Source organism: Cryobacterium sp. TMT4-31 (assembly GCF_004403385.1).
Lineage (GTDB): Bacteria > Actinomycetota > Actinomycetes > Actinomycetales > Microbacteriaceae > Cryobacterium > Cryobacterium zongtaii.
Window position 1 is genome coordinate 38,889 of sequence record NZ_SOGI01000068.1, and the last position, 26,096, is coordinate 64,984.

Annotated in this window: 21 protein-coding genes; 2 read left to right on the plus strand and 19 right to left on the minus strand. The window is 68.3% G+C overall.

The window, feature by feature from the left end; all coding sequences use genetic code 11:
- Positions 1 to 6: 6 nt before the first annotated feature.
- The 12 genes from E3T19_RS16800 to recO form a co-directional block, all read right to left on the minus strand.
- A complete protein-coding gene (locus tag E3T19_RS16800) occupies positions 7 to 999 on the minus strand; it encodes a D-isomer specific 2-hydroxyacid dehydrogenase family protein (protein WP_134409397.1) in 993 nt (330 codons plus the stop codon).
- A complete protein-coding gene (locus tag E3T19_RS16805; RefSeq protein WP_088456127.1) occupies positions 996 to 1,925 on the minus strand; it encodes an ATP-binding cassette domain-containing protein in 930 nt (309 codons plus the stop codon). The genes E3T19_RS16800 and E3T19_RS16805 overlap by 4 nt, the downstream gene beginning before the upstream one ends.
- Before the next feature lie 5 nt (positions 1,926 to 1,930).
- The gene (locus tag E3T19_RS16810) at positions 1,931 to 3,640 is read right to left on the minus strand and encodes an ABC transporter ATP-binding protein (protein WP_134409398.1); all 1,710 of its coding nucleotides are present in this window, start codon (positions 3,638 to 3,640) and stop codon (positions 1,931 to 1,933) included.
- The gene (locus E3T19_RS16815) at positions 3,637 to 4,704 is read right to left on the minus strand and encodes an ABC transporter permease (protein WP_088456125.1); all 1,068 of its coding nucleotides are present in this window, start codon (positions 4,702 to 4,704) and stop codon (positions 3,637 to 3,639) included. Before E3T19_RS16815 ends, E3T19_RS16810 begins: the two co-directional genes overlap by 4 nt.
- Positions 4,705 to 4,706: 2 nt before the next feature.
- The gene (locus E3T19_RS16820) at positions 4,707 to 5,810 is read right to left on the minus strand and encodes an ABC transporter permease (protein ID WP_088456124.1); all 1,104 of its coding nucleotides are present in this window, start codon (positions 5,808 to 5,810) and stop codon (positions 4,707 to 4,709) included.
- A 91-nt stretch (positions 5,811 to 5,901) separates the two neighbouring features.
- On the minus strand, positions 5,902 to 7,530 hold the full coding sequence (locus E3T19_RS16825) for an ABC transporter substrate-binding protein (protein ID WP_088456123.1): 1,629 nt from the start codon (positions 7,528 to 7,530) through the stop codon (positions 5,902 to 5,904).
- Positions 7,531 to 7,687: 157 nt separating this feature from the next.
- Positions 7,688 to 9,547: a DNA primase gene (gene dnaG / locus E3T19_RS16830; protein WP_134409399.1), complete on the minus strand. Its 1,860-nt coding sequence runs from the start codon at positions 9,545 to 9,547 to the stop codon at positions 7,688 to 7,690.
- Positions 9,535 to 10,833 carry a deoxyguanosinetriphosphate triphosphohydrolase gene (locus E3T19_RS16835; RefSeq protein ID WP_241980331.1) on the minus strand — a complete coding sequence of 433 codons (1,299 nt, stop codon included), beginning with the start codon at positions 10,831 to 10,833 and terminating at the stop codon, positions 9,535 to 9,537. The genes dnaG and E3T19_RS16835 overlap by 13 nt, the downstream gene beginning before the upstream one ends.
- Complete coding sequence (gene dusB / locus E3T19_RS19445; RefSeq protein WP_088456120.1) at positions 10,826 to 11,989, minus strand: tRNA dihydrouridine synthase DusB; 1,164 nt, start codon at positions 11,987 to 11,989, stop codon at positions 10,826 to 10,828. The genes E3T19_RS16835 and dusB overlap by 8 nt, the downstream gene beginning before the upstream one ends.
- A gap of 209 nt (positions 11,990 to 12,198) precedes the next feature.
- Entirely contained in the window at positions 12,199 to 12,879 is a 681-nt protein-coding gene (locus tag E3T19_RS16845; RefSeq protein ID WP_103459745.1) for a DsbA family protein, read from the minus strand.
- Between the two features lie 52 nt (positions 12,880 to 12,931).
- Positions 12,932 to 13,759, minus strand: coding sequence for an isoprenyl transferase (locus tag E3T19_RS16850; RefSeq protein WP_134409401.1), 828 nt, complete (start codon positions 13,757 to 13,759; stop codon positions 12,932 to 12,934).
- The gene (gene recO / locus E3T19_RS16855) at positions 13,756 to 14,478 is read right to left on the minus strand and encodes a DNA repair protein RecO (RefSeq protein WP_088457987.1); all 723 of its coding nucleotides are present in this window, start codon (positions 14,476 to 14,478) and stop codon (positions 13,756 to 13,758) included. The genes E3T19_RS16850 and recO overlap by 4 nt, the downstream gene beginning before the upstream one ends.
- Positions 14,479 to 14,628: 150 nt before the next feature.
- Between recO and E3T19_RS16860 the strand changes: the two genes are divergently transcribed.
- Both E3T19_RS16860 and E3T19_RS16865 read left to right on the plus strand, forming a co-directional pair.
- A complete protein-coding gene (locus E3T19_RS16860; RefSeq protein WP_134409402.1) occupies positions 14,629 to 15,291 on the plus strand; it encodes a trimeric intracellular cation channel family protein in 663 nt (220 codons plus the stop codon).
- 198 nt (positions 15,292 to 15,489) lie between these two features.
- Positions 15,490 to 16,110 (plus strand): hypothetical protein, encoded by a 621-nt coding sequence (locus E3T19_RS16865; protein ID WP_174776225.1) that lies wholly within the window; start codon positions 15,490 to 15,492, stop codon positions 16,108 to 16,110.
- Positions 16,111 to 16,188: 78 nt separating this feature from the next.
- Here E3T19_RS16865 and leuA read toward each other — a convergent pair whose 3' ends face one another.
- From leuA to E3T19_RS16900, 7 genes are all read right to left on the minus strand, one after another.
- Positions 16,189 to 17,955 (minus strand): 2-isopropylmalate synthase, encoded by a 1,767-nt coding sequence (gene leuA, locus E3T19_RS16870; protein ID WP_134409403.1) that lies wholly within the window; start codon positions 17,953 to 17,955, stop codon positions 16,189 to 16,191.
- A gap of 156 nt (positions 17,956 to 18,111) precedes the next feature.
- Entirely contained in the window at positions 18,112 to 19,488 is a 1,377-nt protein-coding gene (locus tag E3T19_RS16875) for an FtsX-like permease family protein (RefSeq protein WP_134409404.1), read from the minus strand.
- Positions 19,485 to 20,246: an ABC transporter ATP-binding protein gene (locus E3T19_RS16880; RefSeq protein ID WP_088456114.1), complete on the minus strand. Its 762-nt coding sequence runs from the start codon at positions 20,244 to 20,246 to the stop codon at positions 19,485 to 19,487. Before E3T19_RS16880 ends, E3T19_RS16875 begins: the two co-directional genes overlap by 4 nt.
- 123 nt (positions 20,247 to 20,369) lie before the next feature.
- Positions 20,370 to 21,059, minus strand: a complete 690-nt coding sequence (locus E3T19_RS16885) for a response regulator transcription factor (protein ID WP_134409405.1) — start codon at positions 21,057 to 21,059, stop codon at positions 20,370 to 20,372.
- Entirely contained in the window at positions 21,052 to 22,995 is a 1,944-nt protein-coding gene (locus E3T19_RS16890; protein WP_240632450.1) for a sensor histidine kinase, read from the minus strand. The genes E3T19_RS16885 and E3T19_RS16890 overlap by 8 nt, the downstream gene beginning before the upstream one ends.
- A gap of 102 nt (positions 22,996 to 23,097) precedes the next feature.
- On the minus strand, positions 23,098 to 23,982 hold the full coding sequence (locus E3T19_RS16895; protein ID WP_134409406.1) for a ketopantoate reductase family protein: 885 nt from the start codon (positions 23,980 to 23,982) through the stop codon (positions 23,098 to 23,100).
- Positions 23,983 to 24,133: 151 nt separating this feature from the next.
- Positions 24,134 to 25,969, minus strand: a complete 1,836-nt coding sequence (locus tag E3T19_RS16900; protein ID WP_134409407.1) for an HNH endonuclease signature motif containing protein — start codon at positions 25,967 to 25,969, stop codon at positions 24,134 to 24,136.
- Between the last annotated feature and the right edge of the window lie 127 nt (positions 25,970 to 26,096).

The following is a 26,096-nucleotide window of genomic DNA, read 5'->3' on the forward strand; positions in this document are numbered from 1 at the left end:
GGACGCTCAGTACCCCGCAGCGGGGTCGACAACCCCGACAAACGGCCCGTTTCCCAGCAAAGCGGCCACATTGAGCCGAATTCTCTCGGCCAGAAGCGGCGCGGTCATCTCGGGCGTGTCGGCCATGTGCGGCGTGATGAGGCACCGGGGCTCACTCCAGAGCGGATGCCCGTCCGGCAGCGGTTCCGGGTCGGTGACGTCGATGGCCGCGCCCGCGAGCGTGCCGGCGGCCAGAGCGGCCACGAGCGCGTCGGTGTCGACCAGGGGGCCTCTGGCGATGTTCACCAGGTGGGCGGTCGACGCCATCAGGGCGAGTTCGGCCCCGCCGAGCAGGTGCCGGGTGTCTCCGGTCAACGCGGCAGCGACCACCACGATGTCGGCCAGGGGCAGCTCTGTGTTCAACTGCCCCACCGGCACGGTGCGGGCGGCTCCCGGCACGGGCTCCGAGCTGCGACGCGCCACCACGATGCGGGTGCCGAACGGTTCGAGCAGCCGGATCAGTTCACGGGCGATGCCGCCGGCCCCGATGATCAGCACCGATCGGCCATAGAGCGATGCTCCGGCGGGCACCGAATTCCAGGACCGCGCCCTGGCTCGCACGGGGAGCACCCTCAGCGACGCCAGGATCAAGGCCAACGCGTGTTCGGCCACCGGTTGGGCGTAGGCGCCCTTGGCGCTGGTCACGAGCAGGTCGTGCCGCTGATGCCGGGAGAGAATGTCGGCGAAAGCGTCGACACCGGCCCAGGGCAGCTGCACCCAGCCGATCTGGGGGTTTTCCGCCAGCACCTCCTCGAGTTCCGCGGCGCGGGCGTATGACAGCCAGATGAGTCCCCGGGTGTCCGGTGACAGCGGGGCGACGACTCCCCCGGCCGACGCGACGGCGCCGGCGAAGAGAGCGTTGTCCTCGGGCAGGATGGCTACCGGACCGGCCGTCGGCCGCCATCCGCCCGGGTCGCGCTCGGGTTCGTCGGAGAGGACCGCGCGGTGCTGCCCGGTCATGCCTCCGGGCTCCGGTCGGTGTCGGCCCCGACATCGTGCGCCGCGGAATCCAGCACGGTGGAATCCGAAGCTGTGGAATCCAGCACGGTGGAATCCAGAGCTGCGCCGTCCAGCGTCAGCGCCGCCGCGAGTTCGACGACGTAGGGATGCCACGGGTTGTCGAAGACCTCGTCGATGGTGCCCAGCCCGACCAGGACGCCCTGGTGCATGACCCCGATCCGGTCGGCGACCCGACGGAGCACGCTCAGGTCGTTGCTGATCAGCACGGCCGAAAAGGCACGTTCTCGTTGCAGCTCGCCGATCAGGTCGATGACATCGTCGCGCACCAGGGCATCCACGCCCGCGGTGGGTTCATCGGCGATGAGCAGCGTCGGCCCGAAGACCAGGGCCTTGGCCAGTGCAACACGCTGGCGTTGGCCGCTGCTGAGCTCATAGGGGTACTTGCCCAGCACCGAGAGCGGCAGGCGCACGGCGTCGATCATCGTCGCGACGAGGGTCTCCAACGCCGCTCTGTCGTAGCGCCGATCGCGTTCGAGGACGGGTTCGGCGACGATGTCCGCCACGGTGAGGCTGGCGGGGAGGGTGCTCGCGGCGTTCTGGGCGAGCATCCCCACGCCGAGGGTGAGCCTGGCGAGTTTGCGTCGGCCGATGCGCCGCAGCGGGTAGCCGAGCACCGTCGCCTGCCCGCCGGTGATCTGCGCGCGCACGTCACCGTGGCCGGTCCCGGAGTCCGCCCCGGAGAGCACCCGGGCGATCGTGCTCTTGCCCGACCCGCTCTCGCCCAGCAGTCCGAGGACTTCCCCCCGGCCGAGGGTCAGGGTCAGTCCGCGCAGCGCCACGAACGCGGGGCTGGCGCCGTGGCCCGGGTATTCGATGGTCAGGTCACTGGCAACGATCGGATACGGATCTGCTTCGACGCGTCTCATGACTTCTATCCTGCCGCACGCAGCCTCCGGAGTTCGTCCCGCCGCTTCGCCTGGGCGGCCGGATCGGGCACCGGCAGCGACGCGAGAAGCCGCTGGGTGTACGGGTCCCGGGGCGATCCGAGCACCTGGGCGCCGGTGCCCTCCTCGACCAGGCGACCGTGGTAGAGCACGGCGATCCGGTCGGCGAGGATGTCCACAACGGCGAGGTCGTGGCTGATGAAAAGGGCCGCGAAGCCGAATTCGCGCTGCAGCTCCGCGAAGAGTTCCAGCACCCTGGCCTGCACAGACACGTCCAGCGCTGAGGTCGGTTCGTCCGCGATCAGCAGGGCAGGTTCGAGCGCCAGGGCCCTGGCCAGGCTGGCCCGCTGGCGCTGACCCCCGCTGAGCTCGTGCGGGAAGCGGTCACCGAAGGCACGCGGCAGCTGGACGGCCTCGAGCAGTTCGTCGACCCGTGCTCGCGCGGACCGGGGGTTGGCGGCCCTGCCGTGTACCACGAGGGGTTCGGCGACGCAGTCCGCAATGGTGAGCAGCGGGTTGAAGCTGGAGGCCGGGTCCTGGAACACGAAGCCGATATCGCTGCGAAGGTGCTTGAACCGGCGCTCCTTGAATCCGTTCATCTCGTGTCCGAGAACGGTGAGGGACCCGTCGGTGACCCTGGTGAGGCCGGCGATGGCCCGGCCGATGGTGGTCTTACCCGACCCGCTCTCCCCCACCAGGCCGAGCACCTCGCCCGGGCGGATCGAGAAGCTCACTCCGTCCACGGCCACAAAGCCCGGCCGGCCGAGCCTGCCGGGGTATTGGATGCGCAGGTTGTCCGCGACGACGACGGGGGTTTGTGCGGCCCATTCCGGGGAACGGGCCTCGGCCCGCTCCGCCGCCCGCACGACCCCCTGGCCCACATACGGCACCGCTGCGAGGAGCTTCTGCGTGTACGGATCCTGGGGTGAGCTGAAGAGGGTCTGAGCGTCGGCTTCCTCGACGACCTTGCCCTGGTACATCACCGCGACCCTGTCGGCGAGGTCGGCCACGACACCCATGTTGTGGGTGATCAGCACGATCGCGGTCCCGAACTCGTCGCGGCAGCGTCGGAGCAGGTCGAGGATCTCGGCCTGCACGGTCACGTCGAGCGCGGTCGTGGGTTCGTCGGCGACGATCAGGCCCGGTTCGAGGACCAGGGCCATGGCGATCACCACCCGCTGCTTCTGACCGCCGGAGAACTGATGCGGGTAGTAGTTGACCCGCACCTCGGGGTCGGGGATGCCGACCCTGCCGAGGATCTCGATGGCCTTCTTCCTGGCGTCGGCGCGGCTGACGGTGCCGTGCGCCCTGATGCCCTCCATGATCTGCCAGCCGACGGTGTATACCGGGTTCAGCGCCGTGGACGGCTCCTGGAACACCATGGAGACGTCGGTGCCACGCACCTGGCGCAGGCGCTGGCGGCTGAGCGCGATGACGTTGTTCTCACTCGCCCCATCCCTGCTGGTGAGGATCACGGCGCCCTCGGAGACCGCGGTCTCCGGCAGCAGCCCGAGGATGGTCTTGGCGGTGACGGTCTTGCCGCTGCCGCTCTCGCCGACGATGGCGAGGACCTCGCCGCGACGCACGCTGAGGGTGACCCCGTCGACGGCGCGAACGGCACCGGCATCGGTGGAGAAGGACACGCCGAGGTCGGCGATCCTGAGGACGGTCTGCTGGTCGGTGCGGTTATCGCTCATGAGGTGGCCTCGCCGTCGTTGGTGTGGAGGGGGCCGCTTTCGAGCCCGCCGAGCCCGCCGGGGCCGGCGGTCAGGGTGCCGCCGGGGACCACGGAGGTCTCGGCGACCAGGCCGGCGTTGGCGCCGACCGCGCGGCGGCCGCGCAGTCGTGGGTCGGCCAGGTCGTTGAGACTCTCGCCGACCAGGGTGATGCCCATCACCACCAACACGATCGCGAGGCCGGGAAACAACGAGGTCCACCAGATGCCGCTGGACACGTCGGAGATCGCCTTGTTGAGGTCGTAGCCCCATTCGGATGCGGCGGTCGGTTCGATGCCGAAACCGAGGAAGCCGAGTCCGGCGAGGGTGAGGATCGCCTCGGAGGAGTTGAGAGTGAAGATCAGTGGCAGCGTTCGGGTGGCGTTGCGCAACACGTGCCGCACCATGATCCGGATGTTGCCGGAGCCCAGCACCCGGGCGGATTCGACGTAGGCCTCGGATTTGATCCTCACTGTCTCGGCCCGGATCACCCTGAAGTACTGCGGGATGAACACCACGGTGATCGAGATGGCTGCCGCCATGACCCCGCCGACGAGGTCGGATTTGCCGCCGGAGATGACGATGGACATCACGATGGCCAGCAGCAGCGATGGGAAGGCGTACACGGCGTCACAGACGACGACGAGCACGCGGTCGAGCCAGCCGCCGAAGTACCCGGACACCAGGCCCAGGAACACGCCGGCGAAGATCGACAGCAGGACGGCGACCACAATCACGAACAGGGCCGTCTGGGCACCCCAGAGCACCCTGGACAACACGTCGTAACCGCCGACGGTGGTGCCGAACAGGTGTGCGCCACCTGGCGGCTGCTGGGCGCCGAAGACCCCGTCCGGACCGCGCAGCTGGCTGTAGCCGTACGGCGCGACGAGTGGCGCCAGGATGGCGGTGAGCACGAACAGTGCCGTGATGACCAGGCCGGCCACGAGCATCCCGCGTTGCAGGCCGACGCTCTGGTGGAGCTGGTGGATGATGGGCAGGCGGGCCAGGCGGCTGGGCCGGCGCGGCGGGGAATCGATCCGGGTCATGATCAGTACCGCACTCTCGGGTCGATCAGCGCGGCGATGATGTCCACGATGAAGTTGGACAGGGCGACGATGACGGCGAGCAGGGCGACGATGCCCTGGACGGCGACGAAGTCTCTGGCCTGGAGGAATTCGGAAAGCATGAAACCCAGCCCCTTCCACTCGAAGGTGGTCTCGGTCAGCACGGCGCCGCCGAGGAGCAGGGCGATCTGGAGGCCGATCACCGTGATGATCGGAATCAGTGCTGGCCGGTACGCGTGCTTCCGCACGAGCCTGAATTCGCTGACCCCGCGGGACCGGGCGGCGTCCACGTAATCGGTGCCCAGGGTGCCGATCACGTTGGTGCGGACCAGGCGCAGGAAGACCCCGGCGGTCAGCAGACCGAGGGCCAGGGCGGGCAGCACCGCGTGGGTCAGGACGTCGACCAGGATCGCCGGGTTGCCGGTCTGGATGGCGTCGATGGTGTACAGACCGGTTTTGCCCGGCAGCAGCTGCATCTGCAGCTCCGAGCTCGTCGAGGCCCGGCCGGCGACAGGCAGGACCTTCAGCCAGACGGCGAAAATGAGCTTGAAGAGCAGGCCGGAGAAGAACACCGGGGTGGCGTAGCAGAGGATTGCGAAGATTCGCAAGGACGCATCCGGCGACTTGTCCCGCCAGTACGCGGCGACCATGCCCAGCGGGATCCCGACGATGAAGGCCACCAGCAGGGCGTAGAACGCCAGCTCGGCTGTGGCGGCGCCGTAGGTGAGGAGCACCTCCGAGACCGGCCGGTTGGTGCTGATCGTGGTGCCGAAGTTGCCCGTGAAAATCTGGCCGAGGTATTCGACGTACTGCACCAGGATGGGCCTGTCGTAGCCGGCCGCGGCGACCCGCTCGGCGAGCTGGTCGGCGCTCAGCCGGCCACCGAGAGCCGCGGTGATCGGGTCACCCGTGGTGCGCATCAGCCAGAACACCATGGACACCAGGATGAAGATGGTCGGGAAGATCAGCAGGAAGCGGATCACGATGTAGCGGATGATTCCGCCGCCGGAACCCTTTTTCTTCGGTGCCGTCGTGGTGGGCTGTCGCCCGGCCGCCGGGGCCGCTGGCGTTGTCGCTACAGTCGTCATTCCTACCTCACTTATGCAAACGAAAGACGGGGGCGTTCGGCGCGTAGTCGCCTGAACGCCCCCGTCGTCTAGCTAGGTGAAACCTGCGAGCCTAGCCCTTGGCCAGGGCTGCGTAACGGAACTTGAACGACGCGTCGAGCGTGTCGCTGGCTCCCGTGACCGTCGTCCCGGTCACGGCGACCTGCGCACCCTGGAGCAGCGGCACCGTCGACAGCTGGGCCGCGACCTTGTCCTGGATCTGTTCGAGGAGCGCGGTGCGCGCGGCGGGGTCGACCGTCACGGCCTGCTGCAAGATCAGGTCGTTGACCTCCTGGTCGACGTAGTGGTTCTTCAGGAAGTTCTCCGTGAGGAAGAACGGCGTCAGGTAGTTGTCAGCGTCGGAGTAGTCCGGGAACCAACCGAGCTGGTACGCGGGGTACACGTCGCTGGAACGGTCCTTGGAGTACTGCACCCACTCGGTGGTCTGCAGGTTCACCGTGAACAGGCCGCTGGACTCCAGCTGGTCCTTGATCAGCGCGTATTCGTCACCGGACGAGGGGCCGTAGTGGTCGTTGCTGTACTGCAGGTTGAGCTCGACGGGCTCGGTGACGCCGGCGGCCGTGAGGGTCGCCTTGGCCTTGTCGGCATCCGGAGCGCCGTTGCCGTCGCCGTAGAGGCCCTTGAGGGACTCGGTCGCACCGGTCAGGCCGGCCGGGACGTAGGAGTACAACGGGGTGTAGGTGCCCTTGTACACCTGGTCGGCGATCTCTTCACGGTCGACGAGGTCGGCAACCGCCTGGCGAACGGCGAGGGACTTGGCCGCGTCGGCGTCGGCTGTGGTGGCGCCGAACGGCTGGGTGTCGAAGTTGAAGGTGATGTAGCGGATCTCGCCGCCGGGTCCGTCGACGACCTCGACGTTGTCGTTGCCGCGAAGGTCTTCGATGTCTGTCGCGGACAGGCTGCGGAACGCCACATCGATGCCGCCCTCCTGGACCTCGAGCTTGAGGTTGGACGAGTCGGCGAAGTACTTGACGTTCACGACGTCGGTCTTCGCCGCACCCAGGAGACCCTCATAGTCGGGGTTGGCCTTGTAGCCGATGAGGTTGTTGAAGTCGTAGCTGGTGATGACGTACTGTCCGGCGAACGCATTGGCCTTGACGATGTCGTCGTCGCTGGTGAGCTCGGTGGCCGAGAATGACTCTTCGTCCACGATCGGGCCGGCCGGGCTGGACAGGATCTGGGGGAAGATCTGGTCGTCGGGGGCGAGCAGGTTGAACACGACGGTGGTGTCGTCCGGGGTGTCGACGCTTTCCAGGTTGTACAGCAGCGAGGAGGGGCCGTTGTCGGCGGCGATCGCCAACTGACGGTCGAAGGTGAACTTGACGTCAGACGAGGTCAGCTTGTTGCCGTTGGCCCAGACCAGGTCGGGCTTGAGGGTGACCGTGTACTGCGTCGGCGCGGTGAACTCGGCGGAGACCGCGATGTCGGGTTCGACGTCGGGGCTGCCGTACGGCGTGTTCATGAGGAACGGGAAGACCTGGTTCTGCACGGCGAACGAGCCGTTGTCGTACGAGCCGGCCGGGTCAAGGGTGGTGACCTTGTCGGTGGTGCCGATGGTCAGCGGAGCGGCGCCCGCCTCCTCGGCGGTGGAGCCTGCACAGCCGGCGAGCACGAGTGCTGCGGCGGCGAGACCGGCGGTGACGCCGACGGCGCGGCCGCGCCTGGTGGGTTCAAAAGCCATAGTCGAATGCCTCTTCCTCAAGGTGTGGGTGTCTTGGTGAAACCGAATATCTGCGCTCAGACGCAGATATGCGTTGCTGTAAACCAAGAATTAGCACACTCTGCGCGTCAGACGGCCATTCTGCAATGCATCTTAATAGACCCGCAATATAAGCCGGCTACTCGACCCGGAGGTTGCGCCGTTCGGCTTCGACCCGCACGAGCTCGCGCTGAATCGCGACGTAGACCTCACGGTTGGTCGCATCGGCCCGTTGCAGGCGGCCGAGCAGTTCGGCCTTCTGCCGCAGCAGGTCCTTCTCGATCAGCACGATGGTGATGTCTCGCACATAGCGGGTGACCTCGCGCTCGGTGCGCTCAGGCAGCGGGGCCATCGCCAGTTCGGTGACCAGGTTCGCCAGCGGAGCCGGGGTCTCTGCGACGACCCGTTCCAGCCAGTCCGGAGCCGCGGCGTGCGGCAGGGCGGCGGCCACGGCGTCCCGGACGACGGCGAGGGTGCTGTTGGTCATGCCGGTCGACACCGCCCGCTGCACGAGGTCGAGCCCGACGAGAGTCGGATGCTGCAGCATCGCCATCAGCGCGTCGCGCTCGATCCGGGTGACCGGGTCCTGGGGCAGGTCGGCGAGGGCGAAGGGGCGCTCGCGCGGGGCCGGTGCCGGTTCTCCCGCCCGGCGAGGTGCCTCGAGGGGCGCGGTGCGGGACCGCGCCTGGGCCGAGCTGACGGCGCGGGACACCTCACCGAGGTCCATTCCCAGCATGCGGGAGAGTTCGTGGGTGTAGCCCGGTCGCAATGACGGGTCCCGGATGTCGCTGACCACCGGGGCGGCCGCGCGCAGGGCGGAGACCCGGCCTTCGACGGTGTCGAGGTTGTACTGGGCCAGAAGCTGGCGGATCATGAACTCGAACATCGGCTTTTTGGAGTCGACCAGTCGACGCACGGCGTCGTCTCCGCGGTGCAGCCGCAGGTCGCACGGGTCGAGCCCTTCCGGGGCGACGGCCACGAAGGTCTGGGCGCTGAACCGTTGCTCCTCGGCGAAGGCCCGCACGGCGGCTTTCTGCCCCGCGGCATCGGGGTCGAAAGTGAAGACGACCTCCCCGACACCGCTGTCGTCGCCGAGTACCCGGCGCAGCACCTTGATGTGGTCCACACCGAACGAGGTTCCGCAGGTGGCCACGGCCGTGGTCACGCCGGCCAGGTGGCAGGCCATGACGTCGGTGTAGCCCTCGACGACCACCACCTGGTGGTTGCGGGAGATGTCACGCTTGGCCAGGTCCAGGCCGTACAGCACCTGGGCCTTGTGGTAAATCGGGGTTTCGGGTGTGTTGAGGTATTTGGGGCCTTTGTCGTCCTCGAGCAGCTTGCGGGCGCCGAAGCCGATGGTCTGCCCGGTGATGTCACGGATCGGCCAGACCAGGCGGCCGCGGAACCTGTCGTAGATCCCCCGGTCCCCGGCTGACACCAGGCCGGAGAGGGTGAGTTCCTCGGTGCTGAAACCACGGCCGCGCAGGTGTTTGGTCAGCTCGTCCCAGCTTTTCGGCGCGAAGCCGACGCCGAACCGTTCGGCGGCCTGAGCATCAAAGCCACGGTCGCCGAGGAAGGTGCGGCCCACCTGGGCCCCCGGGCTGCCGAGCTTGTCGATGAAGAACTCGGCGGCGGCCTGGTTGGCCGCGTACAGCCGCGCCCGGTTGGTGTGGTCAGGGGCCTCGGCGCCGCCACCCTCGTAGTGCAGTTCGATGCCGGCCCGGCCGGCCAACCGTTCCACAGCCTCGCTGAAACTGACATGGTCCATCTTCTGCAGGAAGGAGTAGACGTCGCCGCTCTCTCCACAGCCGAAGCAGTGGTAGAACCCGACCTGCGGACGCACGTGGAAACTGGGGCTGCGCTCGTCGTGGAACGGGCACAGGCCCTTCATCGAACCGACCCCGGCAGATTTGAGGCTGACATAGTCGCTGATGATGTCGGCGATGTTGGTGCGGGACTTGACCTCTTCGACGTCGCCCTGCCGGATCAGTCCTGCCATGCGGCACCGGTCCGAAGCGTGATCCCGGCGGGTTCACGGGTCAGGTGCAACCGGCGCTGCAGGGCGATCGCGCTCTGATCGGTCAGGCTGGCCACCTGGTCGACGATCACGCGTTTGCGGGCCGCGTCGTCCGCGGCAGCTACCCAGTCCTCCCGGAAGCCGGGGTCCAGGTGCTCGTCGCCCGTCGCCAACAGCGTGTCCGCCAGGTAGGTGAGTGTTTCGCGTTGCTCGATGTAGATCGGCTGGCGCACGTGGGTGGACATGACGAACGCGGCGACGATGCCCTTGAGCACGCCGATCTCGGCCTGGACCTCCCGCGGGACCACGACGTGGGCGGCGAACCTGATGAGGTGTCGGTCGGGGTAGGCGGCTCTGGTGGCCGAGACGGCCGCGCCGCTGAACCGGCCGATGAGCTGGCTGGTCAGGTTCTTCAGACGGCCCTGGTCCCGGCGGCCTGCGTTCCAACCGTGCAGCCACACGTCGAGGGCGTCGAGCCTGTCGAAGGCGGCGATGAGTTCGTCGTGGCTGAACTGCCCGCCGGTCCACTCGTACATCGAGGTGACCAGGGCGGCGTGATCGCTGCGGCTGCTGAGCAGTTCCACGTCGAGGTAGCCGCTGACCACGGCGTCCTCGAAGTCGTGCACCGAGTAGGCGATGTCGTCGGAGAGGTCCATCACCTCCGCCTCGACGCAGAGCTGGCGTTCCGGTGCGCCGTCGCGCAGCCATTCGAAGGCCGCGCGGTCGTCCTCGTAGAAACCGAATTTGGCGCGTCCGCTCGGGTCGGCGACCGAGGAGTCGGCTGCCCACGGGTACTTGCAACTGGCGTCGAGGCTGGCGCGGGTGAGGTTGAGTCCGAAGCTCGCGCCGTTGTCTCCGAAAACCTTGGGTTCGAGCCGGCTGAGCAGGCGCAGGGTTTGCGCGTTGCCCTCGAAGCCGCCGATGTCGGCGGCCCAGGTGTTGAGGGCCTTCTCGCCGTTGTGACCGAACGGCGGATGCCCGATGTCGTGCGCCAGGCACGCCGTATCGACGATGTCGGGGTCCAGGGCCAGGCGCAGGGCGAGCTCCCGGCCGATCTGCGCGACCTCGAGCGAGTGGGTGAGGCGGTTGCGGGCGAAGTCCAGACCGGCGGCAGGGCTGAGCACCTGGGTCTTCGCGGCCAGGCGGCGCAGGGCGCTGGAATGCAGCAGCCTGGCCCTGTCGCGGGCGAAGTCGCTGCGGCTGGAATCGTGCTCTTCAGGTCGGAACCTGGCCTCGTCGTGAACGCTGTATCCGGTCTGATTAACCACCGCTGGTGTCCCCCTCGCCCTCCGTGAGATTGCTGCGCTCTGCGCCGACGATGTCGCGAGACTCGAGCCAGCGTTCGGGCAGGGAGGTCTTCTTGGGGCTGCCGGCCCGGCCGCGCTGGCCCTCGGCCCCGATGCCGGGATACGGCTGGTCGGGGTCCATGGTCGCCAGGAGCTCGTCCAGCTGCTCGAGCGACACGACGGAGGCCAGGCTGGCGCGCAGGTCACCGCCGACGGGGTAGCCCTTGAAGTACCAGGCCACGTGCTTGCGCACATCGCGGCAGGCCCGTTCTTCGCTGTCGAAGAACTCGGTGAGCAGTTCGGCGTGCCGGCGGAACGCATCCGCGACCTGGCCGAGGGAGGGTTCGGCCTTGAGCACTTCACCGCGGAAGGCCGCCGCGAGGTCGCCGAACAACCACGGACGTCCCAGGCAGCCACGGCCGACGACGACGCCGTCGCACCCGGTCTCCTCGATCATGCGTAGAGCGTCGGCGGCGGACCAGATGTCACCGTTGCCGAGCACGGGCACGCTGGTGATGGTGTCCTTGAGGGTCTTGATGGCGGCCCAGTCGGCGTGGCCGGAGTAGTAATCCGCGGCGGTGCGGGCGTGCAGCGCGATCGCGGCGACGCCGGCGCCCTCGGCGACGCGACCGGCCTCGAGGTAGGTGAGGTGGTCGGAGTCGATGCCCTTGCGCATTTTCACGGTCAGCGGGATCGTCCCCGCGGCCGTCACGGCGGCCTCGACGATCTCCCGGAACAGGGTGATCTTCCACGGCAGCGCCGCTCCCCCGCCCTTGCGGGTGACCTTGGGCACCGGGCAGCCGAAATTCAGGTCGATGTGGTCGGCGCGGTCCTCGGCGACGAGCATGGTGACGGCCTCCGAGACCGTCTTCGGGTCGACACCGTAGAGCTGGATGGAGCGGGTCTTCTCGCTCTCGTGGTGCGTGATCAGCCGCATGGATTCCGGGGTGCGTTCAACGAGCGCCCGTGAGGTGATCATCTCGCTCACGTAGAGTCCGGCGCCGTATTCGCGGCAGAGCCGGCGGAACGCCGTGTTGGTGATGCCGGCCATGGGTGCCAGCACCACGGGCACATCGAGTTCGATGTCGCCGATTCGTAGCGGGGACACCGGGCTGATCGTGGAAGTGGGAGTGTTCATCTCATCCAATTCTCCCAGACCTGGCCGGGCATGGACGCCACGTTCGTTCGACGGTGGAAAACCGTCGGACGGCCGGGCTGAAACGTCGGACGGCTAAATGCCGCAGGACCCGCCGCCGCAGCATCCGCCGGCGTCGGGCTGGTCGAGCAGCTGGATGATCGGACGCAGCACCGGGGTGGTCGCAGTGTCGGTCGCGGTGGTGGTCTCGCTCATGCGTGGGTCTCCTCGGTTGCGCGGGTGTCGGTGTCGGTCCGCTCGCTGCGGACCTGGCGGAGGGCTTGCGCAAAGGTATCAGGGTCCTGTGCGCCGGAGATGCCGTATTTGCCGTCGATCACGAAGAAGGGCACCCCTTGGATGCCGTACTCGGTGGCCTGGGCGACATCGGCCTTGACCGCGGCCAGGTACTCGTTCTCGGTGAGGGAGCGCACCACGTCGGCGCGGTCCAGGCCGACCGTGGCGGCGAGGTCGGCGAGATCCTCGATGCGGCCGACGTGGCCGCCGTCGACGAAGTACGCCTTGAGCAGGCTCTCCTTCATCTCCAGCTGCAGACCGTGCGCCTTGGCGTAGTGCAGCAGCTCGTGCGCCTTGATGGTGTTGGTCTGGTGCACCGAGTCGTAGTCGTAGTGCAGGCCGACACTCTCGGCGATGCCGGTGACCCGCTCCAGCATCTCGAGCACCTGCGGCACCGGGATGCCCTTGCGCTCGCTGAGGTAATCGATCGGGCTGCCCGCGAAATCGACGGGGGTGTCCGGGGCGAGTTCGAAGGAGTGGTACTCCACCTCGACGTCGTCGCCGAATGCGGCCACGCCGGCCTCGAACTTGCGCTTGCCGATATAGCACCAGGGGCACTGCACGTCGGACCAGATGTCTACTTTGATGGTTTCGCTCACGTGGAGGCTAACTCGAGCAGACCCTCCAGTTATTCCCGCGTACCCGGAACGGTCAGGCGGTGGGCGTGTCCACGGCGCCGCCGTAGCGGCGGTTGCGGGCGGCGTACAGCTCGATGGCGTGCCAGAGGTCGACGCGGGTGAAGTCGGGCCAGAGGGTGTCCAGGAACACCATCTCGGCGTATGCGGTCTGCCAGAGCAGGAAGTTGCTGGTGCGCTGCTCGCCGGAGCTGCGTACGAACAGGTCGACGTCGGGCAGGTCGGCGGTGTACAGGTGCCGCTGGATGGACTTCTCGGTGATGCCGGACGGCTTCAGCCGGCCCGCGGCGACGTCCTCGGCCAGGGCCCGCACGGCATCCGCGATCTCGGTGCGGCCGCCGTAGTTGACGCACATGGTCAGGGTCAGCACGTCGTTGCCGGCGGTGAGCTTCTCGGCGAACTGCAGCTCGTTGATCACCGAGGCCCACAGCTTGGGCTTCCGGCCGGCCCAGCGCACCCGCACGCCCCAGTCGTTGAGCTGGTCGCGACGGCGGTGCAGGACATCCCGGTTGAAGCCCATCAGAAAGCGCACCTCGTCGGGTGAGCGCTTCCAGTTCTCGGTGGAGAACGCGTACACGCTGAGGTGCTTGACGCCGATCTGGATGGCTCCGGCGACCACGTCGAGCAGTGATGCTTCACCGGCCTTGTGGCCCTCGACCCTGGACAGGCCCCTGGCGTTGGCCCAACGGCCGTTGCCGTCCATCACCACGGCCACGTGTTCCGGCACGGCCTTGGCGGGCAGCGCCGGCGGGTAGAGCCCGGTCCAGTCGACGGGCTTGAACGGCACCGCGTCCTTGTGGGTGAAGGGGGTGCTCGAGGAGGAACGGAAGGGATTCGGCGTCATGGGCGCACGTGCTCCAGTGATCGGAGGCCGCGGCCGAGGTGCCACTGCGTGTATGCGGCGACGACCCCGGTGGCCTGGGCGTGGGTGGTGTCAGAGGCATCGGCTGTGAAGGCCCAGTCTCCGGTGAGCAGTGCGCTGAGCAGGGCGATGGTGTCGGGGTCGAGGCGGGGCGAACCCGGGGCGGCGCAGTTGTCGCAGACGATGCCGCCGACCTGCGCCACGAAAGCCGAATGCGGGCCCGGCGCGCCGCAGCGGGCGCAGTCGTGGAAGCTGGGCGCCCAGCCGGCCATGGACAGTGACCGGAGCAGGTAGGAGTTGAGGGTGGCGCCGGAGCCGTGCTCGTGCCTGGACAGAGACCGCAGCGCCCCCACCAGAAGCAGGTATTGCTGCAGCGATCCCTCGGATTCGGTGAGCTTGTCCGCGGTTTCGACCATGGCGCTCGCGGCGGTGTAGCTGCCGTAATCGGCGGTGATGACGGCCCCGTACGAGCCGATCGATTCGGCCTGGTTGACAATGTCGAGGCTGCGACCGATATAGAGCTGCACGTCGACGACCATGAACGGCTCGAGCCTGGCACCGAATTTCGACGCCGTACGGCGCACGCCCTTGGCAACAGCACGCACCTTGCCGTGCTGGCGGGTGAGCAGGGTGATGATGCGGTCGGCTTCGCCCAGCTTGTGGGTACGCAGCACGACGGCTTCATCACGGTAAACGGGCACGGTCAATTCTCCCACTCCGGCGGACGGATGCCGACGCCCGCGCCGGAGGTCATGCGGGCCGTGGTAGATATTGACGGTGCCCACTCCCCTCTTCGCCATTCCGCTCTGGATCGACCTCGTCGCCGTCGCCATCGGCGCGATCCAGGGGCGATGTTCGCGGGCCGGTTCACCGACCGCCGGATGGATCTGCTGGGCATCTCGATCATCGGCATCACGGTGGGCCTGGGCGGCGGCCTGCTGCGCGACATCCTGCTCGGCGGGGTGCCGGCCGCGCTGCTGAGCAACTGGTACCTGCCCGTCGCGGCGGTGTTCGCGCTGCTGGGCATGCTGTTGCAGAGCCTGTTCAACCGGCTCGGCCCGCTGATCATCACCCTGGACGCCGTGACCATCGGCCTGTTCGGCGTGATCGGCACCACCAAGGCGCTCGCCGCCGGCCTGCCGGAGATTCCCGCCCTGTTCGTCGGGGTGGTCTCCGCTGTGGGCGGGTCCGTGCTGCGAGACATGATGCTGAACGTGCCCATCGCCGTGATGCACGTCGGCTCGCTGTACGCCGTCGCCGCTCTGGTGGGCTGCGGGCTCCTGGTCACTCTTGTGGTGCTCGAGGTGCCGATCACCGCGGCGGCAATGATCTGCGTGGTCACGACCACGGTCATCCGGGTCCTCGCAGCCCGATTCGGCTGGACCCTGCCGCAGCAACGGGCCATCGGCAGTTGGCCGCACTGGCGCCGGCGGGGTTCGATCCAGCCGTTGCGGTTCTGGCCACGGCGCCGCACCCAGGCGCACCCCGAGCCCACCGTCACCGCTGACCGCTGACGCGTTCCGGAGCGTTTTCTGAGCATTTGTCATCCGGACCGGTTTTGGCCTCGCCTTTCCCCCAATCTGGGGTCAGTATTGAGGCACAACCACGTCGCAGGGAGGTACTCCATGAAACGATACGAGGGCACTGCGCCCGAGCTGTTGCCTGTCCTTTCCCGGGGCAAACACAAGTCCCCACGCAGCGGAGCGTGCTTCATGGAATTCGCGTCGCACCTGTCCGGTGAGGCGTGGAGCGACCATCCAGCGTGCACACATCCGGTCCTGGCCTCGCTGGCACGCATGGTCAACGACTGCACCTCCGATGACGCCAGATCCCGCCTGATGATGCTGATCCCGTCCGTGATCGGTCTGCGCGGCGACGACCAGCGGGTCCGTCTTGTCGTGGCCCTGCGGGCCGCGACGGCCGGTCTGCCGGTGGTCAGCGCCGATCACCAGCGGGCCCTGGCCGTGGGCATCCTCAACTGTCAGCGTCACCTGGCGCGGTCGTCGGAGGGCACCCCGATCGATGTGTCAGAGCAGGTACGTGCGGCATTCGACAAGGCACCGCAAACCGAACGCTGGGCGCGCGAGTTCATGGGTTCGGTCGGGTCGTGGTCTCGTACCCGGTTCACCGACCGCACCGCGGAGTCGATCATCCGCATCACGGTGCAGGGCATCGCCGAGGCATGCATTCCCGACACCGATGAGCGTCTCTACGCACTGTTGGCGCAGGCGATCGATGACTGCACGGCGGTGCTGGGCAAGCCGGACGGCGAACCAGTGCCGGTTCCTCAGCCGCTCACACCCAGCCAGGCCCGACGGGCCATGCGGGTCTGAGCCGGACACAGGACGGCGCAGTACGCAGGATGGCCCCGGCCGCGACGAGAGTCGCAGCCGGGGCCATCCGCGTGCAGGTCAGACGGTCGCCAATTCCCGATCGCCCGCTTCGGCCCGGATGCCGCGGTTGACCGCCGACACGACGGCCTTCAGTGATGCCGTCGAGATGTCGGGGTCGATGCCGACGCCCCAGAACCGCTTGCCGTTCACGTCGAGCTCGACGTACGCCGCGGCCGAGGCGTCTCCGCCGGCGGCCATGGCGTGCTCAACGTAGTCGTACAGGGTGATCGTGACGCCACGGTCCGCCATGATGCCCAGGAACGCGGCGATCGGGCCGTTGCCTGTCGCCGTGGCCGGGGCGACGGCGTCCGAATCGCGCAGGTCGACGGTGAGGTCTACCGCGCCGGCCAGGTCGCTGGAGGTGCGGGTGGAGAACAACTCGAACCGGCCCCACTTCGCATCCGGATTGGTGTGGTTGGCGGGCAGGTACTCGTCGTTGAAAATGTCCCAGATCTGATCACTGGTGACCTCGCCGCCGTCGGTGTCGGTCTTGGCCTGCACGACGCCGGAGAACTCGATCTGCAGCTTCCGCGGCAGGTCGAGGTGGTGGTCCGTCTTGAGCAGGTAGGCGACGCCGCCCTTGCCGGACTGCGAGTTGACCCTGATGACCGCTTCGTAGCTGCGGCCGAGGTCCTTGGGGTCGATCGGCAGGTACGGTACGGCCCAGACCAGGTCGTCGACGCTGGCCCCGGTCTCGGCGGCTTCGGCGGCCATGGCCTCGAAGCCCTTCTTGATGGCGTCCTGGTGGGAGCCGCTGAAGGCGGTGAAGACCAGGTCGCCCGCCCAGGGGCTGCGTTCGGGAACGGGCAGCTGGTTGCAGTACTCCGCTGTGCGCTTGACCTCGTCGATGTTGCCGAAGTCGATCTGCGGGTCGATGCCCTGGGTGAACAGGTTGATGCCCAGGGCGACGAGGTCGACGTTGCCGGTGCGTTCGCCGTTGCCGAACAGGCAGCCCTCGATACGGTCGGCGCCGGCGAGGTAGCCCAGCTCCGCAGCCGCGATCGCGGTGCCGCGGTCGTTGTGCGGGTGCAGCGACAGGATGACGTTCTCGCGGTGGGCCAGGTGCCGGCTCATCCACTCGATGGAGTCGGCGTAGACGTTGGGCGTGGCCATCTCGACGGTGGCCGGCAGGTTGATGATGACCTTGCGCTCCGGGGTGGGCTCGAAGATCTCGATCACCTGGTTGGAGATGTCCACGGCGAACTCCAGCTCGGTGCCCGTGAAGCTCTCCGGCGAGTACTCGTAGTACACGGCGGTGTCGGGAACCGTGGCCTCGAGGGCCCGGCAGGTGCGGGCGCCGAACAGGGCCAGGTCGATGATGCCCTGCTTGTCCTCCCGGAACACGACTTCGCGCTGCAGCACACTGGTGGAGTTGTACAGGTGCACGATGGCCTGTTTGGCGCCGACGATGGACTCGTAGGTGCGACGGATCAGGTGCTCACGAGCCTGGGTGAGCACCTGGATGGTCACGTCGTCGGGGATCGCGCCGTCGTCGATGAGACTGCGGACGAAGTCGAAGTCGGTCTGGCTGGCCGACGGGAAGCCGACCTCGATCTCCTTGTAGCCCATCCGCACCAGCAGGTCGAACATGATGCGCTTGCGTTCGGGGCTCATCGGGTCGATGAGAGCCTGGTTGCCGTCTCGCAGGTCGACGGCGCACCAGCGCGGTGCGACGGTGATGCGGTTGGCCGGCCAGGTGCGGTCCGGCAGGTCGACGTTGAACTGGTCCTGATACGGGCGGTACTTGTGTACCGGCATAGTCGATGCGGCCTGATTGTTCTTCATGGTCTAATCTCTCCTCGCGAGTGGTGGTCAGCCGACGACAAACTCCGCGACGAGTGAGGCCTCAGATTAGGACTCGTCGCGGCAGCTAAGGAGGAGCAGACCGAACAGCACACAAAGAGGGTAACACCGATTGCCGAAGATTTCCTCAGCATCCGCTCAGCCGGCGGCCAGGGCGGTCACCGGGGCGACGGACACCGCGCGCCGGGCGGGCACGATGGTCGCAGCGACTGCCAGGACGGCGGTCCCGGTCACGCTGAGCACCACGAGCAACCAGGGCACCGCCGGTGTGACGAAACCGATGTTGGCCACCGTGCCGAACAGCGACTGCGCGGCAGCCCAGCCGTAGACGACGCCGAGGGCCAGCCCGAGGGCGACCGCGGCCACGGTCATCTGCAGGCTCTCGGCCAGGATCATCCTGCGCACCTGTCCGCCGGTGAAGCCGAGCGCCCGCAGCAACCCGATCTCCCTGGACCGCTGGAGCACGCTCAGGGCCAGGTTGTTCACCATGCCCACCGCCGCGATGAGGGCACTGAAGCCCACCAGCACTGAGATCACCGCCAGGCTGATGCCGACCATCTCACTGATCGCTGCGCGCACCGACGGGTCCTCCATGGCCAGCGCCATCATCTTCTCGAAGGTGGCCCCGGCGACGGCGAACATAGTGATCAGCGTCACGCCGATGACCAGGCCGATGGTGGCCCTGGAGCTCCGCTCCGGATGCTGCTGCGCGTTGGCGGCCGCGAGCCTGGACGGTGCGTTCGAACCCAGCAGACGACCCACGAGGCCAAGGACGGGCGGCATGATCAGGTGCGAGCCCAGCACGAGCCCGCTGAAGGACAGCAGCCCGCCTACCAGGCCCAGCAGGACTCCGTACTCGCTGATCTGGCCCACGACGACACCGCCGGCGAGGAACAGGACCCCGGCCACGATCAGCAGCACGGCGACGATGTTGCGGGCCGGACGTCGGACCGTTTCCTCGAGCGAGCGTTCCTGGGCGGCGCCGACGGCCTGCATCGGACTGACCGAGAGCACCCGGCGCGAGCCCACCCAGGCCGCGCACCAGGTGGAGAGCACCACAACGAGGACGGGAAGCGCCAGGAGCGGTTCGATCAGGCTGTACCGCAGGTCAGGGAGCGTGCCGGCGGCCACGGCTATCCACAGTCCGATGCTGAGAAGCACCGATCCCACGACCGCGCCGAGGACGGCGCCGACGGCACCGACGAGAAGGCCTTCCTTGGCCACCGCGCGGCGCTGATCACGTGCGCTGGAGCCGATCAGGCGCATCAGGGCGATGGTGCGGGTGCGGCCGGCGATGATCGTCGCGACGGTGTTCGTGGTGACGATCGAACTGACGTACACGGCGATGGTGATGAACAGGACCGCCACGATTGACAGTGCCGAGCGCACCGCCCCGATGTCGGAAACGCCGTCACCACTGATCACCGTGGCGAGCACGCTGGTGACCTGCAGCAGCACCACGCCGAAGGCCGAGGCGAGGCCGGCTACGAGCAGGCTTGCACCGCGGCCGCTCATGCGCGCTGCTCCATGCCGAGCATGATGCGGGAGATGTCTTCGGCCGAGGACCGTTCCCGGTCTTCGACCAGGCGGCCGTCGGCGAGGAAGAGGATCCGGTCGGCGAAGCTGGCCGCAATGGGGTCATGGGTGACCATGGCGATGCTCTGGCCGTAGCCGGTGCTCGCCGCCTTGAGCAGGGCCAGCACCTCCCGACCGCTCCGTGAGTCGAGGTTGCCGGTGGGTTCGTCGGCGAACACCAGTTCAGGCCGGGTGGCCAGGGCCCTGGCGATGGCGACGCGCTGCTGCTGTCCGCCGGAGAGCTCGTGCGGCCGGTGCGTGAGCCTGTCGGCCAGGCCGAGCGAGTCGATGAGCTGCTCGATCCAGTTGTTCTCGGTGGTGCTCGGCTTCCGGCCGTCCAGGGCGAAGGGCAGCAAAATGTTGCCGCGCACGTCCAGCGTGGGTACGAGGTTGAAGGCCTGGAAGATGAAGCCGATCCGCCGCCGGCGGAGGACCGTCAGTGCGGCGTCATCCAGGGCGCTGATCTCGGTGTCACCGAGCCAGGCCTGGCCCGCGCTCGCCGTGTCCAACCCCGCCATGATGTGCATCAGGGTGGACTTGCCCGAGCCGCTCGGGCCCATGATGGCGGTGAACTGGCCCCGACGGATGCCGATGGACACGTCGTCGAGGGCCGTCACCGACGTGGTGGCGGAGCCGTAGGTCTTGCGCAGGGAGGTGACTCTGGCCGCGAGGCCGAGTTCTGACGGTGAATTTTCCATGTTTCCACGGTACGAATCCGGTGCCAGCGGCCGCATCGGGCCCCGGGTGTAATCAGCGGGGCCGGACGGATGAGTGCCGGCGGTGCCGGGTCATCCGCTGGGCGGTTACCGGTTGGAGCAGAGCTACTGGGTGAGGCGGTGCTGAAAGGCGAAGACCACGAGCTGCACCCTGTCGCGCAGCGAGAGCTTGGCCAGGATGCGGCTGATGTGAGTCTTGACGGTGGCCTCGCTCAGGAACTCACCTGCGGCGATCTCGGCGTTGCTCAGGCCGAGGGCGGCGAGGGCGAAGATGTCCCGTTCCCGGCTGGTCAGGGTGGTGTACGCCACCGGCACCTCCTGCTCCGGGGCCGGAGCGTCGAAGTGGGCAAAGAGCTCGCGGGTGGCGGAGGCGGCGATGACGGCGCTGCCGGCGTGCACGGTGCGGATGGCGGCGAGCAGGAACTCCGGATCGGCGTCCTTGAGCAGGAAGCCGCTCGCCCCGCCGCGGATGGCCCGGCTGGCGCTCTCGTCGAGTTCGAAGGTGGTGAGCACAATGATCCGCGGCGGGGTCGTTCCGGCCAGGGTGGCGGCGGCGATGATGGCCGCAGTGGCGTCGATGCCGTCCATCACGGGCATGCGGATGTCCATCAGGATCACGTCGGGGAAGACAGCGGCGGCCATGGTGACGCCGGCGGCGCCGTTGCCGGCCTCTCCGACGAACTCCAGATCGTCCTGGGAGGAGACCAGCATGCGGATCCCGGCCCTGAAGAGGGCCTGGTCGTCGACGAGGGCGACCCGGATGCGCGGAGCATCCTCCGGGTGGACGTCACTCATGGGCGTTCTCCGTTGGTCGGGGCGGGGCCGGGGTCAGCACGGTGGGCCGTACCAGGGCACTGGTGGTGATGGCCGGCAGGCGCGCGGCCACGATGAACCGGCCGCCGATGGGCTCCGCGGTCAACGAGCCGCCGGCGAGGAGCGCCCGTTCGCGCATGCCGGGTAGTCCGTGGCCGAGTACACCGGATGCGTCGGCGGCCGGGCTCGGTCGCACCGCGTTGTCTATCGTCACCGCAACCCATCCGTCCGTCCAGGCGAGGCTCAAATATACCGCCCGACCAGCGTCACCGTGCCGGAGGGCGTTGGTGAGGGCCTCCTGCACGATGCGGTAGACGGCCAGCTGGGCGCCGGAGCCCAGGGTGGTGGGTGTGCCCGTGGTGGTCCACTCGATGTCGAGCCCGGTGCTCTGCATCTGCGCCACCAGGCGGTCGAGGTCGGCGAGCACGGGTTGCGGTCCGTCGGCCGCGTCCTGGCGCAGACGGGTGAGCAGGATGCGCACGTCGCCCAGGGCGTCCCTGGCCGTGGTCGAGATGGTAGTCAACGCCTCGTCGACGGCCTCGGGGTTCGCGGCACGCGCGTACCGGGCCCCGTCGGCCTGGGCGATGACCACGGCCAGGGAGTGGGCGACAACGTCGTGCATGTCGCGGGCGATGCGGTTGCGTTCCTGCTCGACGACCACGCTGCGCTGCGCGACGCGCTGTTCCTCCACCGCTCGATGCTGGCTGAGCCGGCCCGCCCTGGCGGTCTGCCAGGTTCGCATGAGTAGTCCGAGGGTCCAGGAGAGACCGAGCACCGCGACGCTCGCGATCAGGGTGGCCACGAAGGACCAGACCAGGCCGGCCGCGTTGCCTTGCGCGAGTGCCTCGCCGATGGAGAGCGCGCCCTGTTGGATAACCGCGATGTAGCCGGCGGCGAGTACGGCGCCGATCCCCACGGAAACCAGGCCGACCCAGCGCAGCATCCTGTCGCCGTAGGCCGCCGTGGCGTACAGAACGGCCAACACCGCGAAGTTGCCGGTCAGCACCGGCAGCCCGGCCAGCATCTGGGCGAGGGCGCTGACCCAGGCGATCGTCAGGGCCAGGCCCGGTGACAGCCGGCGCACGGCCAGGGCGGCCGTGAAGCCGACCAATACGAGGAACGACACGATGCCATTGCCGGCATCGATGATGAGGCAGAAGAGGGAGAAGGTGACCGCGATTCCGACGTCGACGGTGACGGTGCGCCGTGAGACCGGGCGGAAGACGAGCCGGCCGCCGGTGCGGTCACCGAGCAGGGCGCTGAGGGGGCCTCGGATCGGAACGCCCATCGTCACCGTGCCCGTCGGTGCGCCCTGCGGCAGCATCAGCCAGGTCTCCAGGGTGAGGGCATCTGCCTCGACCGGCCCTGCGGCACCACGGCGATCGGCCCGGCCCCGAACGACCAGCGCCAGCGCCCAGCCGCCTACGAGAGCGAGGGCGGCCAGGAAGCCGCCGGTGAGCCGAAATCCGAGGTCGCCGAAGAACCGGAGCGTCCCGTCCAGGTCCTGCGCCCCCTGCATCGACAGAGGCAGTAAGAGGAAGACTGTGACAAGCATGCCGAGGAGGAGCCCCGCGGCCAGGCCGACGAACCTGACCCAGCGCCGCCCGTGGAGTCCGGCGCCCCAGACCGCCAGGCAGCCGGAGGTGAGCAGCAGCGGTACGGCGCCCGGCCCGGTCAAGTGGCCGGTTCCGGCGGTGACCACGGCCAGTGTGGCGACAGCGCCGATGGTCAGCCCCAGCAGAGGGGCGAAGCGGGACAGTCCCACCGCGATCGCGAACATCCAGACCGCCAGCAGTGCCGCCGATTGGCCCGCCCAGAGGGCCGGGATCCCCCACACCAGGGCCACAGCCAGACCGAGCGCGGGTTCAAGTGCCCAGCGGTGCGGGGCGGCACGCGTGAGAAACCCTGGAACCGGCATGGTTACAGCGTAGGGCTCCCCCAGAGCCGCGTCCGGGTTCCGGCCACCAGATCATCCCGGCGTCCCCGGGAAGTCATCCCAGCGATGTAGCCGTTCCGAAAGTCATCTCGCAGTGAGGTCCGCCAACAGCCCATCCACGGCGGCGGTGTCCGCACCGAGACTGCGACCGCGGCGGGCGAGGGCTCCCCCGATGGCATCCAGCTCGCTTCGCTGCCCCGCCTCCAGGTCGTTCTGCAGCGACGAGCGCATAGACGCCGGCAACGCGGCGAGGGCCGTGGCCAGCTGCCCGGCGTCCGTGGGCACGCCGTCCAGGCTGGCGACCCGAGCCACGTCGGTCAGCACCGCGGTCGTCAGTGCGGCGTCGCGTTCGAGGGCGGCGCCGATGGGCAACCGCCAGTACGAGGTGAGCAAGGCCATCGGGGCCAGAAAGCGAAATTTGGCCCAGAGCACCTCTTGGTCGGTGCCGGCCACCGTGACGTCGAGTCCGGCCTTCCGCCACGCCGCGGTGATGCCGGAGTCGGCGGCAGTGGCCGGAACGGTGAGCCGAAGGAACGGGCTGCGATGCTCGATCACGGTGGGGCTGAGCCTCGTCGATTCGACCGCCACCGAGGCTCCGGCGACGAGGGCTCCCGGTGCGTGGTCGCGGAGGATCGCCAGGTGTTCGATGCCGTTGAGCAGGGATACCACCTCAGTGGGCCGCGCCTGAGCGAGCGAGCCGGTCACGGCGGGGAGTGCGAAAGCCTTGGTGGCGAGGATGACGTTGGCACCGTCGGGTATCTCGGTGACCGCGGTGATCCTCGAGACACCGTCGCCGAAGTGCGGGCTGTGGATGGTGAGTCCCTCCGCCGCGATCGCTCGAGCGGTCTGCGGTCTGGCGACGGCAACGACCTCGACGCCGGCGCGGTCCAGCAGCGCAGCGAGCAGGCCGCCCACGGCCCCGGCGCCGACAACGGCAATGACCGGCTCAGACATTGTTACCTGCGACATGTTGACTCCTTCGATCCAGGCTCCGGCGCCCAGATGGACCGTGCCCGACACCATTCTGGCAAAGTCGCGGCAGCGTCAGCGGCAGGGTCGGCGGCAGGGTCGGCGGCAGGGTCGGCTGCAGAGTCAGTCCTCACCGCCCGGGTGCCCCCAGTCATTCAGTGTGGGGTGGCCGTCGGGTTTTGGGGTCGTGGGCGCGGTGTTGGGGTGGTGTGCGCCAGGTGCCGGTGGGGTCGATCCAGTGGGGGGCTTTGACTTCGGGCATGCCCAGGACCATCCGGATTTTCCAGCCGCCGGCGTTGTCGATGCCGTGATGGTGGCGCCAGCACAGCAGTACCCCGTTCGAGACGTTGGTCGGGCCGCCGTGCTGCCACGGCTTCACGTGGTGCACTTCGGTCCATTGCGGTGGGCAGGTGCAGCCGGGGATGATGCAGCCGCCGTCTCGGGCGGTGATCGCCCTGCGTTGCAGCGGCGTGAAACACCGGACCTTATCGCCCAGGGCGAGGACGGCGCCGGTGCCGCCGAAGAAGATCGGCCGAAAGCCACCGTTGTCGACCATCTGATTGATCGTCTTCATCGAGACGGGGCCCTCGACGCCGTCGATCCAGCCAACCCCGACCCCGTTGACGAGGTCGGTTGCGTTCACGTGCACCATCACCGTCGGCGGCATCCCGCCCATGGTCGGGGTGCGAGGGTCTTGGGCGACCTGGACCAGGATGCCACGGAGGATATCGGCACGTTTCTGACCGCCGTCGCGCTCGTCGAGGATCTCACCGGGCACCAGTTCGCCGGCCTCGATGCGCTGCTGCTCCTCCGCGGACGGGAACGCGGGAGCGCTGCGCGCGGACAGGAACGTGTCGAACAGGTTCTGCATGATGCCCTTGAGCTCCGGCGTCACCCCACCGCGCAACGGATGCAGGCCTTGGCTGAGTTTGCCGAATGAGAACGTGGACTTCGCCTCGAGGATCTCCGCGGTGGGCGCGGCCCCGTCCGGGTTCAACACCGCCTGCCACGTCGCCGCCATCTCCCGGATCCGGTCCGCCGGGAAAGTGAACCCCGCCGACGCACCCAAACGCCGGACCGGGCCGGTGCAGACTTGTCCGGCACCAGCGCCGGCGCCGGCATCATCGGCAGCGGTGGCGGTGGCGATGTCGCCGGGTCCAGGGGTGCGGCCGAACACGGACCCGGTCGCGGACTCCACCAGCTCGGCTTCACCACCGTCCACCAGCGACTGGTCCGCGTCGAAGCGGCCGTGCACTTTGTAGTCGGCCAGGCCCTTCACAATGTTCTCCGCCGCATCAAGACCGATCTCCCCGGCGCTCAGTGCCGCGGCCACAAACGGGAACTCGGGCTCGAGGACCATGCCGCCCAACATCCGCGGGGCGACCTTCTCACCCAGGGCCACGCGTCGTTTCATCTCCGGCACCGACGTGCCGGTCAGCCCGATCAGCAGATCATTCTGGTGCGACGCCCCCAACCGCCACGCCAACGACTCCGTGCCCAGCCCGCTGCGGGACCGGTAACCCACCACGGTCGCCGTGCTAACCCGGGCCGCATCCACCGGCCGGCCGGTCCGCTCGACCATCTGCGTCAACGCGACCACCTCAGGGTCGCTCAACGCGTTCACGTCAATGGAGCCCATCACCGCCATCACCATCCGCGCCGCATCATCCAACGCCTGGAGCTTCTGACCGAACGCACCGGTATGCGCGCGCTGCACCCCCGGCAGCTCGGCCGGATCCCGCCACTCAGGCCGCGGCTTAGACGGACCCCGACCGGCCCGACCGGGACGGGACGAGCCCGTCGCGGGGCCGGCCGCAGGGCCGGCGGCAGCGGCGGTCTTCGTGTCGGAAGTGCCGCTCAGACTGGCGGCATCCACGGCCGAGAGGGGATCCGGACCGGCCAGACCGGTGTTCCAGTCGTGCAGGTTCGGACCGGTGGGAGTCATTCCCGTCGGTGCGGTGGAGCCACTATCCAGCTCGTCGTCCATACCCCCATTCTCTCACGAATCGCACCTATATGCGAGGAAATGTCAGCAAATTCTCGAGCACATATCGAACGCAGTTCTGAGCCAAAGGGACGGGCAGCGAGGGTCTCGACAGGGTCGACCGATGGGT

Bases quoted from the DNA above. Each gene is read 5' to 3' on its own strand.
- E3T19_RS16800 (WP_134409397.1), bottom strand. From the start codon at position 999: ATGACCGGGCAGCACCGCGCGGTCCTCTCCGACGAACCCGAGCGCGAC.
- E3T19_RS16805 (WP_088456127.1), bottom strand. From the start codon at position 1,925: ATGAGACGCGTCGAAGCAGATCCGTATCCGATCGTTGCCAGTGACCTG.
- E3T19_RS16810 (WP_134409398.1), bottom strand. From the start codon at position 3,640: ATGAGCGATAACCGCACCGACCAGCAGACCGTCCTCAGGATCGCCGAC.
- E3T19_RS16815 (WP_088456125.1), bottom strand. From the start codon at position 4,704: ATGACCCGGATCGATTCCCCGCCGCGCCGGCCCAGCCGCCTGGCCCGC.
- E3T19_RS16820 (WP_088456124.1), bottom strand. From the start codon at position 5,810: ATGACGACTGTAGCGACAACGCCAGCGGCCCCGGCGGCCGGGCGACAG.
- E3T19_RS16825 (WP_088456123.1), bottom strand. From the start codon at position 7,530: ATGGCTTTTGAACCCACCAGGCGCGGCCGCGCCGTCGGCGTCACCGCC.
- dnaG (WP_134409399.1), bottom strand. From the start codon at position 9,547: ATGGCAGGACTGATCCGGCAGGGCGACGTCGAAGAGGTCAAGTCCCGC.
- dusB (WP_088456120.1), bottom strand. From the start codon at position 11,989: ATGAACACTCCCACTTCCACGATCAGCCCGGTGTCCCCGCTACGAATC.
- E3T19_RS16850 (WP_134409401.1), bottom strand. From the start codon at position 13,759: ATGACGCCGAATCCCTTCCGTTCCTCCTCGAGCACCCCCTTCACCCAC.
- E3T19_RS16860 (WP_134409402.1), top strand. From the start codon at position 14,629: ATGTTCGCGGGCCGGTTCACCGACCGCCGGATGGATCTGCTGGGCATC.
- E3T19_RS16865 (WP_174776225.1), top strand. From the start codon at position 15,490: ATGGAATTCGCGTCGCACCTGTCCGGTGAGGCGTGGAGCGACCATCCA.
- leuA (WP_134409403.1), bottom strand. From the start codon at position 17,955: ATGAAGAACAATCAGGCCGCATCGACTATGCCGGTACACAAGTACCGC.
- E3T19_RS16875 (WP_134409404.1), bottom strand. From the start codon at position 19,488: ATGAGCGGCCGCGGTGCAAGCCTGCTCGTAGCCGGCCTCGCCTCGGCC.
- E3T19_RS16880 (WP_088456114.1), bottom strand. From the start codon at position 20,246: ATGGAAAATTCACCGTCAGAACTCGGCCTCGCGGCCAGAGTCACCTCC.
- E3T19_RS16885 (WP_134409405.1), bottom strand. From the start codon at position 21,059: ATGAGTGACGTCCACCCGGAGGATGCTCCGCGCATCCGGGTCGCCCTC.
- E3T19_RS16890 (WP_240632450.1), bottom strand. From the start codon at position 22,995: ATGCCGGTTCCAGGGTTTCTCACGCGTGCCGCCCCGCACCGCTGGGCA.
- E3T19_RS16895 (WP_134409406.1), bottom strand. From the start codon at position 23,982: ATGTCGCAGGTAACAATGTCTGAGCCGGTCATTGCCGTTGTCGGCGCC.
- E3T19_RS16900 (WP_134409407.1), bottom strand. From the start codon at position 25,969: ATGGACGACGAGCTGGATAGTGGCTCCACCGCACCGACGGGAATGACT.